Below are 12633 nucleotides of genomic sequence, written 5' to 3'. Positions count from 1 at the left end.
CCGCGAAATCTACCGGCTCCTCAAGCCTGCAAAACCCCTCGAAAAGAGCACTTGACACTCATAGGAGCATCCACTGCCGCAGGCACTCAGCCCAATTGCACTGTTGCCGTAGCGCGGTGGCCGAAGATTCGCTTGCCCTCGAATGTCGCGCCCAGTGAGATCACTGCAGTACGCGTCGCCTCGTCCTTGGACTTGATCTTGCCGGTGAAGACGATTTCGGCAGCCTTGTGGGTGTCCACCGGGATAGGGGTGGTGAAGCGGACGGTGTAGTCCTTCACAGCGCCCGGGTCGCCGAGCCACTCGGTGATGTAGCCGCCGCCGACGCCCATGGTGAGCATCCCGTGGGCCAGCACGTTCTCGAGATCGATCAGCTTGGCGAACTGTTCGCTCCAGTGAATCGGGTTCGCGTCGCCGGCAACGCCTGCGTAGTTGACCAGATCACCGCGGGTCAGGCGCACCGTGCGCGGAGGTAGTTCGTCTCCGACGTTCACGTCGTCGAACTTCTGAGTAGGCCGACCCCGATACTCCTCGATGATCAGAGGTTCGTGTTCCTGCGGAGTGGACAGTGTGTCGCTCTCGCCGGAATCGGCACCGCTGACGTCCGTCGTCGCGCCGAACATGACCAAGTTCTGCGCGGACTCGGAGATGGCCGGATCGATCTCGCCGGACCGACCGACGAGGAGCGTGGTGTACGTGGTCTGCACCAGTTCGTTCTTCTGGTTGGACACGACATTCTTGGTGACCATCATGTCGCGACCCATGACTGTCTTGAACGAGTCGAGCGAGACATCGCATGTCAGTTGGTCGCCGGCAAGGATCGGCTTCTGGAACACCAACACCTGATCGGTCTGCAGAATCTGGCTCAGGTCGTAGCCCTCGGCGATGGACTGAAGAAGCTTCTTCTGCGCGAGGGTGCCGACCAGCGACATGAAAGTCAGGGGTGCCACAAGGGCGCTGTGACCCAGCGCGGCCGCGGCGTCGCCGTACCAGTGGGCGGGGTGGAAGTCCTGGACTGCGCGGGCATACTCACGGACCTTCTCGCGGCCCACCTCGTAGTAGTCCTCGGTGCGGTAGTGATAACCGACCATGCTCCGAGCATGTTCTGCCGGATCGAATGCTTCCCCGCCCGTTGCTGCCGTACCGGACTCCGCTACCTGCTCTGCCACTGTTGTCCCACCATCTCGTACCCCACTGTTCACCATTACCCGAGCAACCTACCCAACAACGGCGTTGGTTGGCCAGGCCGGTGGGTTCAAGCCGAGCGGTGTCGCGGTGAGTCGTGGTAACCCACCATGCCCACCATCGAGGCGTGTTGCGACGGCGCAACGTTGGCGATCGCGGCACCACGCGGGTGATGTCGACGCGACGCGACCGCGTCGACTGCCATCAGAGCCGCACCGTGCGCGGTGAGGGACTCCGGATTGGCCGGCGCGACGACCGGCAGCATCAGATCACGACGAAACAGGCGCCGCAGCGTCGGGATGTTGGCGCAGCCACCGACCATCACCATGGCGTTCACGGCACAGGGCGCGTCGACGATGACGCTGGCCACCCAGTCCTCCAAAGAACGAATGCTGCGCTCGAGGACATCGTCGAAGGTATTGCGCCACAACCTGACCGGACCACCGATGAAGGGTCCGGAAACTTCCGCCACCCGCAGCCTGGAAAGCTGCTCACGTGCCGTGCGTACCGACACCGCCAATTCTGCTCGGGCGTGATCGGACGCCAACTCGTCCGCTCCGTACGTGGAGAGCAAGTAGCGGGCGACTTGTTCGTCGCAGCTGTTGCCTCCGAACAGCGTGGTGCGCACCGAACTGAAGACCGTACCGGTGGCCGGGTCCGCGACGGACACCGTGGTGCCGGATGCCCCGACGTCACACACCGCGACGGTACGAGCGCCCTCGAGCTGGCCAGTGCCCCGGAGATACCGCAGCTGAGCACCGAGTTCGGAGGCGACCAGCAGGCGATCGGCCTCGTACGTGGAGTAGGCAGACGTACGCGCGCGAGCACCGGGATCGTCGGGCACGGCCAACACGATGTCGGTTCTGTCGACCATCTGGTCGCGCGACATGGAGTCGAGCAAGTCGATGGCGACCTGAAGGTGGTCGTCAGGATCGAACGAGTGAACGATGTGCGCCGACCGCACCGACTCGTCGATCGCATCGACTGCGACTCCTCGGGCAGTGGCGGAACCCACCGAAACACCAAGGACAGTTCTCATGATTCCTCGACTCGACTGGCTACTCCGACCTGCCGATAGTAACCGCCGAACCGCCGTCTGGACAGCAATCTCGGTATTTGAATGAACTTTCGGTTTGTTTTGGGAGATATAACAAGCAAGAGGACGAGTGCCGCCCGTTCTCAGGCGACGTGATCGAAAGGATCTCGACGGTCCGCCAGCAGTGGACCCCATTCCTCCTGCGCCGACGTCATCGCCGCACAGGCGACACCGTTGGCCGAGTCCAGCCCACGCGCAGCCGCGACGATGGAACGGGCAGACTGCACGAGCGAGACATCGAAACGGAAGCTGTGCGCCGCCAATTCGGCGAACGCCTCCTCCGGACTACAGCCACGCAGCGCGATGAGAACACCCACTGCCCTGTCGATGGTCGTGCGGGTCACCGGTTCTGCTGCAGGATGTTCGGTCATCGGATACTCACCGTCTACTGGTCGATCACTCGATGGTAGCGACGCGTGAGCAGAAGTTCAGGTGTCGGAGTCGAATTCACATACCCGTCACGCGAAGGACTTGTCCAAGTATCAAAGCCGCTCGCTCACAATGGAATCAACGAATCGGAGGCTATTCGACCGGATCCGCAGGCGGTTCTGCATCGGTGGTGGGCTCAGTGGTCTCCGGAACCTCGGTGGTCGGCTCGGACGGGTCCGTGGACGGCACCTCGGGTTCGGGTTCCGGCTCGGGCGAAGGATCGACGGTCGGCGTTTCCTCTCCACCCGAATCACCACCGCCGGAACCACCGCCACCCGAGTTGCCGCCACCCGCATCGCCGTCCGATTCGCCACTGCCTGCGTTGCCGCCTCCGCCGGTGACCACGCCGGGTCTGCCGCCACCCGAACCGACGGAACCGGAGTTGTCGCCACCCGACGACACCTCGCCGTACGGAGTGGCGACCGCACCCTCGGGGAGCGCTTCACTCCAGGTACCGACCGACACCGGCCCGTACACGGGGGCCACGAACAACCCGGCCTCGACGGACGGGACAGCCGACGGGCCAGGAGGTGGGGCCGCCGAATCGGCGACCACCGCCACCGAGGACGACGCGGCTTCGCCGTCTCCGCTCGACGGCTTCTCGGCGATATCTGCGGTGTCGACCACGGGATTCTGTGTCGGATCGGCCGCCGCAAGCGCCCACACCGTGGCTCCGCTCAGTGCGGCGAGAACCGCGACACCCAACCCGATCATCGCCAGTCGCGCGCTGCGTGGCGTACCGGCCACATCGCTGTCGGAACCGCTCCGGTCCTCGTCACCCGTCCCCGCAGGGACGGCCACCGGCTCGCCCGTCCACGCGGTGGGGGCGGCTGCGGTGCCGATCAGTGCCGCTGCGATGTCCAGTGAATAGTCGGCATCCACCCGCGGATCGCCGACGTCCAGCACCTCGACGTCGCCGACCTGATGGTTGAGCAGGGCGGCACGAACGATGTCGCACTGGAGGAGGGTGTCGCACACCACCGCAGAGCCGGTGATCAGCAGGTCGTTCTGTGCGGCCTGCACCCGCATGATTCCGAGCACCGTGGTGACCGCGTCACCGATACCGCCGGGAACTGCGGAGATCGAGACGGTGCGAGCGGCAACGGGGCCGAGTTCGGGTAGATCGGCCTCGACCAGCGCCGCAGATATTTCGTCGTCACCGACGTGCACCCCGAGCGCAATGGCCATGATCGTCGACTCCCCCGAATTCGATTCCGACTCAGAGTACCCTTCGAGCCTCGAATCGGGGAAATATACCGGTTTCGGCGTCAGAACTCCAACTTGCTCGCCTCGTCCCGGGCCATCTCGGCGGCACGACGCTCGCGCTCGAAGAGCAGGCCGAAGGTGAATCCGTTCTCCCCCGCCGTCGTCCCTGCCCGCGCGCCGAGAGTCCGCAGAATTTCGGTCGCGATCACCGCGTCCTGATGCTCTCCCAGCACCTCCTGAATCGTCTTGAAGTGCTTGATGTTCGCTTTCGACGCCTTCTTGTCCACCACCGGCGCAACCAACTCGGCTGCATACCGCGCGCGTTTCGACGCCTTCCGTGCGCGATGCAACGCCTCGTCGTCGGTGCCGCGCACGGCGATCTTCGTGCGATCGATCGCCTTCTTCCCTGCCTTGCGCGCAAGCTTGACCAACACGCGGTCGGTGACCTCGCCGTCGATCGGTAGCCCGCGCGACCACTCCGACAGCGTCGTGAGCAGCGAGCGGTAACGCTTGCCGTCGAGTTCGGTCATCGCCGCCTCGCGGTACCGAATCTGCTCGGCCAACAGATCGTTCTCGATCCGCGACGCCACCGGCCCGAGCACCAATTCGGGCGGCAGCTCGCGCAACGCCGCCGCGAACCGAGCACGCTGTACCTGACGATCTCGAACCTCGCCGAGAATGCTTGCATACCAGGATAGTTCGGCCTCGAGTTGTGCGGCGGGCTCGTCCTCGAACAGACTTCCGAACACACGGAGGGTACTGCGGTATCGCCGAATCGCCACCCGCGTGGAATGGATCGGATCCAACCCTCGACGCAGGTAGACATCGCCGGCGACGATCGCCTGTGCCTGATCATCGAGATAGTCCGCCAACAGCGCCGCCCCGGGTTCGGCAGGCACCTGGCGCACCACCGACAGCGCCCGATCCAACTTCGACGGATGCGCCGACGGCCGAGCACCGGCAGCGCGTAGCACCTTGCCCGCCTTCTTCAGAAACGACTCCGAGCCTGCGGGTCCGAGTTCCACCTCGACCTCCCGCCACTGCGGACCGGTCGCGCCGCCGATCAGAACGACGGAGACCCCGTCGTCGGCGATTTCCGCGACCACTGCCCCATCGGCGTCGGACACGGTGTGAATCGTTCGACGCGTCGTCAACGTCGCGACCGCGGACAACTGCGCGCCCATCACCGCACCGCGCAGCACGTCGTTCAGCTCGTCCGGCACCGCATTCTGCGCACCAGTGTCGAGAGGGAGCCGAATCTCCGTCCGCGCCTTCTCCGCCGGGACCTTCGCATGCCAGCCGTTGTCGGAATCACCGGTACGACGCCGAACCGTGATTCCGCGGCGCAACAGGTCGTGGCCGGCAGTATCGAAGTACTCACTGCTCAGGTCGGTCTCGCTCGACGCCAGTGCGCCGCCGGTGGGCACCAGTGAAGCGAGAGTGGGCAACTGGAAATCTGCGTCGACGTCGAACTTGTCTTCGCGCTCGGTCTGAATCGACTCCATACCGCTCATCCTGCCTCGAGTACCGGGGCCGGTGGAGTCGGAAAGCGCAGACCGGTCAGCGTCGCGGAAAGTCGAAGTCCGGGAACGGAAAATCGAATGTCCGAGTAGACCGCGTAGTGGTCGTCGGACGCGTCGTCGTGGCGGGGCGCGTTGTGGTCGGACGAATCGTGGTGGCAGGTGGGACCGTAGTCGGCACCGCGGTCGACCGATCGGGGGTGGGCCTGTCGGGTGCCGTCGTCTCCTCGATGTCGGACGGGGCACTGGTCGTGACCACGGTGCGCCGAGTGGCGGTGGCGCTCTCCGCGTCCGTCGTGGTCGGTGCTTCGGACGAGGACGACGTTGCCGGCGCGTCGACCGGAGAGGAGGTCTGCGCCGTCGTGGTCGCGAGCGGCAACGACGACCCGGCGGGGTCGGCCGCTGACCCGTCTGCGGCAGGCACCACGGACTGCGACCGAGCGGTCTGCGAGGAGTCCTGCGACATGTCCACCGACGGCGCTGGATCGTCGCCGCTGGTCCGTGCCGCCGCAGTGACCACGGTGCCGGCTGCACACACCGCGACGAGTGCAGCGAGCGCGCCACCGAAGTGCCGGGTCTTGTTGGCCCTGGTCATCCGCTTGGAGGAGGTGTCGCTGTGCCGCGGGCGCTTCGAGACCACCGGGGCGGCCGCAGCCACCTCGAGATCTGCGGAATCCCCATCCACGGCAGCGAACCGATCGGTGAGCACCTCGGGCGATGCCGGTGCGGGCCGCAGACCCAACGTCCGAGCAATCCCAGCAGCGCCGTGCGCCGCCAGCAGTTCCGGCTGCTCGGGCACATAGACCGGCATCGACACCGCGTCGAACAGGCCCTGCCGAATTATCTGCATGTTGGCACCACCGCCGACGGCGACGATGGCGTCGACGTGAACGCCCAGCGCGCCGACCGCGTCGAGCACGTCAACGGCCATCGAGACGGCTCGGTGCACGGCGTCGCCGATGAGCTCGTCGAGATTTCCACGCCACAGCGATGCACGTCCGCCGACGAACGGTCCGATGATCGACACGCTGCGAAGCAGGGCCAATTCGTGTTTCCCGTCGCGGACATCGTGAACGAGCCGCCTACGAGCCTCGACCGTCAGCGCCTCGGCCGCACCGAACGTCGCGATGAGGTGATCGCACAGCATCCGATCGCAGCCGTCACCACTGAGTGCGTCAGTTCGACGCGACGCGAGGACATCACCGCTGTCGATGTCCACGACGGAGACCGAGGTACCGGATGCGCCGACGTCGAACAGAGCGACGCAGCACTCGCCTGCCAGCACCCGCGTCTCACGCAGCGCACCCAACTGGGCACCGAGTTCGGACACGAGCACAACGCCGTCGGAAAAGTCCTGGTCGTAGGCCGTCTTGGGGTCGCTTTCGCGCAGTGCGAGCACCGGATGAAAGTCCGCGGACGCATACTCGGTCGCCAGATTGTGTACCGACGTGATGACAGCATCCCACGGATCGGGAGCGAGCCCGTTGGGTGCGGGCCGGGATGCAACGGGCTCGTGCACTTCCAGGACAGCACCGGGGCGAGCGTTGTCGCTGATCACGCTGCGGAGACCACTCGACCCCAATGAAGCGCCGAGTACGGACACATCGGGAACCGCGGACACTAGAAACCTCGCTCTGGTAGGCCCCAACCCACGTCAGATCACCAGAGTACCGCCACAACCGGACATTCACCACGTTTTGGCACAATGAAACAAACTGCAAGATCGTTTACTCGACGCTCGACCGAACGAAGTTCAGGTAGGCCTTCGAAGGCGTCGGCCCGCGCTGGCCCTGATACTTCGACCCCACCGCAGCACTGCCGTACGGATTCTCGGACGGCGACGACAGCCGGAAGAGACACAGCTGCCCGATCTTCATGCCCGGCCACAACGTGATCGGGAGGTTTGCGACGTTGGACAACTCCAGCGTGATGTGGCCACTGAAGCCCGGATCGATGAAACCTGCGGTCGAGTGCGTGAGCAGACCCAGCCGACCGAGCGAGCTCTTCCCCTCGAGCCGACCGGCCAGGTAGTCCGGCAGCGTCGTCAATTCCAGCGTGGAGCCGAGAACGAACTCACCCGGATGAAGAACGAACGGCTCACCGGCCGCAGGTTCGACCAGCGTCGTCAGCTCGTCCTGCTGCAACGACGGGTCGATGTGGGTATAGCGGGTGTTGTTGAACACCCGGAAAAGCTTGTCGAGCCGCACATCGACACTCGACGGCTGAACCATCGACGGGTCGAACGGTTCGATCGCCAGGTTTCCCAGGGTCACTTCGGCACGGATGTCACGGTCGGAGAGCAGCACCTCTGCAGGCTACTGGTCCTGGGCGATCCCCCGCGACACACCCGAGCCCCGATCACGACACGTAGCTCTGCAAAGGAAAAGCCGGACAATCGAGCGGCACAACCATTCACATTCGGGCAACTCCTATCAGGAAGAGTGAAATGACAATTCCGTTCGACGTCCCCTCGTACTGGGATCACCGATCCCAATGCCTCGTTCTGGCCACCACTCCCGCTGAAAATCCGGCGTTGTGGGAACAATTCCTGGACGGCGCAGAGGAAAGCTACATGCGACACGGTGTGACCACCGCACTCGAAATGTCGACCATTCGCGACGGCGGCAGCACGGCACTGTTCTTCGCCGCAATCGACCGAACCGGACAAATAGTCGGCGGCGTGCGGGTGCAAGGACCGTATTCCTCGGTCGATCAATCGCACGCACTGATCGAATTCGCCGAATATCCCGACGGGCTACGCCACGTGCACACCATGCTCGACGAACGCATCGGCTACGGAGTCGTCGAACTCAAGTCTGCGTGGGTCGCTCAGGACGCACCCCACGGCCGCGCCGTCACCGCGATGATCGCGGAATCACCCGCCTACAGCACGGCTCTTCTCGGCGCGCGCTATGCCCTGGCCACCGCGGCCTCCCACGTCCGCGCCGCATGGCTCGACACCGGAGCGGTCATCGCCACCCAGATCGCGCCGATCCCCTATCCCGACGAACGCTATCGAACAGAGGTGTTCTGGTGGGACAGAACAACACTCGCATTCAACGCCGACCTGGCCACCTGGCGCCGGATGCGGCACAACACGGTCACCCTGCTCGCACACCGCCGCGCAGCCGTCGCACTCCCGGAAGCAGTCGCATCATGAACGATCGAACCACACCCGGCCACCACTGGAAGCCTGTGATATTCGACGAGACGGACGCCACACAGCGCGACGCACTCGACGAACTCAGACGCGATCCGACCCTCACATTTCTGGACGAGCGGAAGACGCAGAGAACGGGCCTGCACTCACTGCTTCCCAGCCCTGAGCAGAGCCTTCTCGACGAAAACGACAGGTGGGTTTTCTTTCCCTGGCGAAAAACTGTCGTTGCCGTACTCGGACCGAACTCGTTTCGACACCTGAGGCTGGACAGAAACAGAAACAAAATAACCCTTGCGGAACAGAATTCCTTGGGAGATCTCACGATAGGAATCATCGGACTCAGCGTCGGGCATGCCATTGCCCACACTCTCGCACTCGAAGGAATCTGTGGGACGCTTCGCCTCGCGGATTTCGACGAGATCGAACTTTCCAACCTCAATAGAATTCCGGCGTCCATCCTCGATCTCGGCATCAACAAAGCGGTCGTCGCAGCCCGACGCATTGCCGAAATCGACCCGTATCTACGCGTCGAAATCGCCGAGGACGGCATCACAGAGAACACCATCGACGAGTTCTTCGACGGACTCGACCTGCTCGTCGAGGAATGCGACTCCCTCGATGTCAAGGTCCGCGCCCGCGAGGCGGCCCGGTCGCGACGCATCCCGGTACTGATGGAGACCTCCGACCGTGGACTCCTCGACGTCGAACGCTTCGACCTCGAACCCGACCGCCCGGTGTTCCACGGCGTCCTCGGCGAGATCGACTCGACGAGCCTGCGAGGACTGGGCACCCGCGACAAGATCCCGATAGTGCTGGATCAGCTCGACGCCTCGCTGCTGTCGGCACGGATGGCCGCGTCGATGGTGGAAGTGAGCGAGACGATCGAGACCTGGCCGCAATTGGGCGGCGACGTTCAACTCGGCGGTGCCACCATCGCCGCAGCCGTTCGACGCTTCGGCACCGGAGCGGACCTGCCCTCCGGACGAATCCGCATCGACCTCGACACCCATCTCGACGCGCTCGCGGCCCCGAACCCGACGCGTCGGGCGCAGCCGCCATCGGTCGATACCGCTGTCGACGCTCACCGCACCTCCGTCGATCCCGACGCGCTCGTTCTCGACGCTGCCCGCCGAGCGCCGTCCGGTGGGAACAGCCAGCCGTGGACGTTCACCCGAGATGGACGCACCGTGCGGATCGAGGTCGACCGTTCACGAACCTCGACCCTCGACATCGCCTTCCGCGGCAGCTACGTGGCAGTCGGTGCGGCCGCCTTCAACGCGCGCGTGGTGGCCACCGCGCAGGGCAGGCTCGACCGCACCGATGTCGGCGAGCACGGAGTCGAGATCACACTGAGTGCGGGCGACCCGCAACCCATCACCGATCGACGCCTGCTCGACGGCGTTTTCGAGCGGTGCACCAACCGGGAAATGGGCACCGGCGCGCCCCTGGACGCGGACATCGCCGCCGACATCGCCGCTGCGGCAGCAGCCGAAGGTGGACGGGCAGTGCTGCTGACGGCACCAGAATCCATTGCGGCGGCCGCGAATCTCCTCGCCGCCGCCGACCGAATCCGGTATCTCACACCGCACCTGCACCGAGACATGTTCTCCGAGTTGCGCTGGCCGGGAGATCTCGATCCCGATCGGGGAATCGAGGTGTCGACGCTGGGGATCGACGAGGCGGACCTGTCCAAGCTCGAGATCGTCAAGCGGCCGGACGTCATGGAGCTCGTACATGCCTGGGACGCCGGCACTGCACTGGGGACCGATATGCGCGATCGAGTGCTGTCGAGTTCGGCGCTTGCAGTGGTCGTCGTACCCGGATCGACCGCAGAACATTACATCAGAGGAGGATGTGCAATGGAGAACGTTTGGGTAACTGCGCATTTGCGCGGATTGGCAGTGCAACCGGTTTCCCCTGCGTTCCTGTACGCGCGTACCACGGAGGAATTCCGACAACTGTCGACGCACCACGCAGAAGCGCTGCAGCAGTTGAGTTTCGAGTTCCGCGCCCTGCTTGAAATGGAAAACACCGAGTCCGTTGCACTGGTGTTGCGGCTCAGTTGCGCCCCGAAAACCGTGATACATAGTCGCAGACTTCCTGTTTCAGCGTCTGTATCGGGGTAGAGTTCCGGCGAAGACCAGGGGGAACAGTCCTGCACTGCGTCTACGAGAGGCGGGAGTGGGGCCCTGGAGCACAATCGGACGCTCGAGGTCCTCGTCACCGGCGTCGCAACCGAACTCATGGGAGTCGATGCGGCGACGGTGCGCGAGGCCTACGACTCCGTGCTGCGGCAACTCGTGGACTACCTCGGCATCGACTTCAGCTTCCTTCGGCACAACGATTTCGAGGCCAGGGCCACCAGGCTCAGCGCGGAATGGCCACCGCGATTGAGCGTGCCCGATCCGGATCCACTCGCAGTGGTCTACTTCGACGACGCAGACTCGGTATTCCGTCTGGCCGAAACACTGACCGAACCGGCAGTGTTTCGGCCGGATCCGGAACAGGAGGACTACCGCCGACGCGTCGAGCAGGGGTCGGGATTCACCGCGACCTCGATGGCCGTCGTGCCGCTGCTGCACTCAGGACGCACCACCGGAATCCTCGGCTTCATAAAGATCGGCGACCGAAGTTGGTCCGAGGCAGAACTCAACGCGCTCAAAGCAATTGCGGCACTGCTCTCTCAACTACAGGCGCGAGTGATCGCCGAGGAGCAACTTCGATTCTCGGCGCTCCACGACCACCTGACCAAACTGCCGAACCGGCCGGCTCTCGCACAACACCTTCGCGAACGGCTCGACCCGTCCATGCCCGGCCCCGTCGCCGTGATGCACATCGACCTCGATCGACTCAAAGCACTGAACGACTTTCTGGGCCACCTCGCCGGAGACCACTACCTCGAGACCATCGCCGATCGACTGCAGAGCTTCGTCGGCAAGTCGGCCGGTCTCGTCGCGCGCCTGGGCGGCGACGAGTTCCTGGTGGTACTGGCCGGGCCGTGCTCGGCCCGCGTCGCGACACACCACGCCGAGATGATCGCCGATGCCATGAACGCCCCCGTCACTCTCGGAGTCGAACGCATCAGCAGAAGCGCGAGCATCGGAATCGCCTTCGGCCAACCGGGCAAGCACACCGCCGAGTCGCTTCTGCGGCAAGCGGATCAGGCCGCCCTGGTGGCCAAACGCGCAGGCGGCCACGACATCGCCCTGTTCACCGAAGAGATGCACGCCGAAGCCGAACTCCGCAACGACGTCGAGATCCATCTGCGCGACGCCATTGCAGGCGACTCACTCACCCTGCACTTCCAGCCCGAGGTGGACCTCGTCACCGGACGCATCACCGCAGTCGAAGCACTGGTCCGATGGCAACACCCCACCCGCGGACTGCTCCCCCCGTCCGCATTCATCCCGGTGGCCGAGGAGACGAACCTCGCCGGTGAACTCGGCCGCTGGGTCCTCGACCGCGCCTGCCGCACCCTCGCCGACTGGCAACGCGAGATCCCCCACCTCGACATCGCGATGCGCGTCAACATATCCCCCGTTCAACTGGTCACCAACGGATTCGTCGGTGCCGTCGCCAGAGCACTCACGGAGTTCTCGATAGCAGGGCCCGACCTCTGCCTGGAGATCACCGAAGTGGCAGTGGTACAGGACCTTTCCCGCACCCGCGTGACACTGCGCGAACTCCGCGAACTCGGCGTGCACGTGGCCATAGACGACTTCGGCACCGGATACAGCTCCCTGTCGCACCTCAAGGAACTCCCCGTCGACACACTCAAGATCGACCGCGCCTTCGTCACCGAGCTCGGCAACAAAGAGACCGGCGACCTCGCCATCGTCCAGTCCATCATCGGACTCGCCGACGCATTCGGGTTGAACATCATCGCCGAAGGCGTCGAAACACAGAGCGCCAGAAACACCCTGATCGCACTCGGCTGCACCCGCGCACAGGGATACCTGTTCTCCGAGCCGGTAGCAGCACACGACGCCCTCACCCTGCTGCACGGCGTGCGAATCGACATCTGAACGCCCTGCTAACCT

General features: G+C 64.5%; 10 protein-coding genes. 3 read left to right on the top strand and 7 right to left on the bottom strand.

Annotated elements, in window-relative coordinates; translation table 11 throughout:
• Positions 1–86: 86 nt before the first annotated feature.
• The 7 genes from R4P57_RS23845 to dcd form a co-directional block, all read right to left on the bottom strand.
• Entirely contained in the window at positions 87–1202 is a 1116-nt protein-coding gene (locus R4P57_RS23845; RefSeq protein WP_317805327.1) for a fused (3R)-hydroxyacyl-ACP dehydratase subunits HadA/HadB, read from the bottom strand.
• 50 nt (positions 1203–1252) lie between these two features.
• Positions 1253–2221 (bottom strand): Hsp70 family protein, encoded by a 969-nt coding sequence (locus R4P57_RS23840; protein ID WP_317805326.1) that lies wholly within the window; start codon positions 2219–2221, stop codon positions 1253–1255.
• A gap of 140 nt (positions 2222–2361) precedes the next feature.
• On the bottom strand, positions 2362–2649 hold the full coding sequence (locus R4P57_RS23835) for an ANTAR domain-containing protein (protein WP_317805325.1): 288 nt from the start codon (positions 2647–2649) through the stop codon (positions 2362–2364).
• Positions 2650–2800: 151 nt separating this feature from the next.
• Positions 2801–3895: a hypothetical protein gene (locus R4P57_RS23830; protein ID WP_317805324.1), complete on the bottom strand. Its 1095-nt coding sequence runs from the start codon at positions 3893–3895 to the stop codon at positions 2801–2803.
• Between the two features lie 80 nt (positions 3896–3975).
• Positions 3976–5418 (bottom strand): CYTH and CHAD domain-containing protein, encoded by a 1443-nt coding sequence (locus tag R4P57_RS23825; protein WP_317805323.1) that lies wholly within the window; start codon positions 5416–5418, stop codon positions 3976–3978.
• A gap of 55 nt (positions 5419–5473) precedes the next feature.
• Positions 5474–6991, bottom strand: a complete 1518-nt coding sequence (locus tag R4P57_RS23820) for an Hsp70 family protein (RefSeq protein ID WP_317805322.1) — start codon at positions 6989–6991, stop codon at positions 5474–5476.
• Positions 6992–7160: 169 nt separating this feature from the next.
• Positions 7161–7739, bottom strand: a complete 579-nt coding sequence (gene dcd / locus R4P57_RS23815) for a dCTP deaminase (protein ID WP_032396620.1) — start codon at positions 7737–7739, stop codon at positions 7161–7163.
• 140 nt (positions 7740–7879) lie between these two features.
• Between dcd and R4P57_RS23810 the strand changes: the two genes are divergently transcribed.
• From R4P57_RS23810 to R4P57_RS23800, 3 genes are all read left to right on the top strand, one after another.
• Positions 7880–8593, top strand: a complete 714-nt coding sequence (locus tag R4P57_RS23810; protein ID WP_317805321.1) for a hypothetical protein — start codon at positions 7880–7882, stop codon at positions 8591–8593.
• Positions 8590–10719 carry an Rv1355c family protein gene (locus R4P57_RS23805; RefSeq protein ID WP_317805320.1) on the top strand — a complete coding sequence of 710 codons (2130 nt, stop codon included), beginning with the start codon at positions 8590–8592 and terminating at the stop codon, positions 10717–10719. Before R4P57_RS23810 ends, R4P57_RS23805 begins: the two co-directional genes overlap by 4 nt.
• 117 nt (positions 10720–10836) lie before the next feature.
• The gene (locus R4P57_RS23800) at positions 10837–12618 is read left to right on the top strand and encodes a bifunctional diguanylate cyclase/phosphodiesterase (protein WP_317805319.1); all 1782 of its coding nucleotides are present in this window, start codon (positions 10837–10839) and stop codon (positions 12616–12618) included.
• Positions 12619–12633 lie beyond the last annotated feature (15 nt).

The sequence above is a fragment of the Rhodococcus sp. IEGM 1330 genome (genome assembly GCF_033142445.1).
Taxonomy (GTDB): domain Bacteria; phylum Actinomycetota; class Actinomycetes; order Mycobacteriales; family Mycobacteriaceae; genus Rhodococcoides.
The sequence above is the reverse complement of the archived record's forward strand: the minus strand, read 5'-3'. Positions and strand labels throughout refer to the sequence as shown.

What these genes read in the sequence shown, in the direction of transcription:
- R4P57_RS23845 (WP_317805327.1), bottom strand. Translation starts at nt 1,202, where the DNA reads ATGGTGAACAGTGGGGTACGAGATGGTGGGACAACAGTGGCAGAGCAG.
- R4P57_RS23840 (WP_317805326.1), bottom strand. Translation starts at nt 2,221, where the DNA reads ATGAGAACTGTCCTTGGTGTTTCGGTGGGTTCCGCCACTGCCCGAGGA.
- R4P57_RS23835 (WP_317805325.1), bottom strand. Translation starts at nt 2,649, where the DNA reads ATGACCGAACATCCTGCAGCAGAACCGGTGACCCGCACGACCATCGAC.
- R4P57_RS23830 (WP_317805324.1), bottom strand. Translation starts at nt 3,895, where the DNA reads ATGGCCATTGCGCTCGGGGTGCACGTCGGTGACGACGAAATATCTGCG.
- R4P57_RS23825 (WP_317805323.1), bottom strand. Translation starts at nt 5,418, where the DNA reads ATGGAGTCGATTCAGACCGAGCGCGAAGACAAGTTCGACGTCGACGCA.
- R4P57_RS23810 (WP_317805321.1), top strand. Translation starts at nt 7,880, where the DNA reads ATGACAATTCCGTTCGACGTCCCCTCGTACTGGGATCACCGATCCCAA.
- R4P57_RS23805 (WP_317805320.1), top strand. Translation starts at nt 8,590, where the DNA reads ATGAACGATCGAACCACACCCGGCCACCACTGGAAGCCTGTGATATTC.
- R4P57_RS23800 (WP_317805319.1), top strand. Translation starts at nt 10,837, where the DNA reads ATGGGAGTCGATGCGGCGACGGTGCGCGAGGCCTACGACTCCGTGCTG.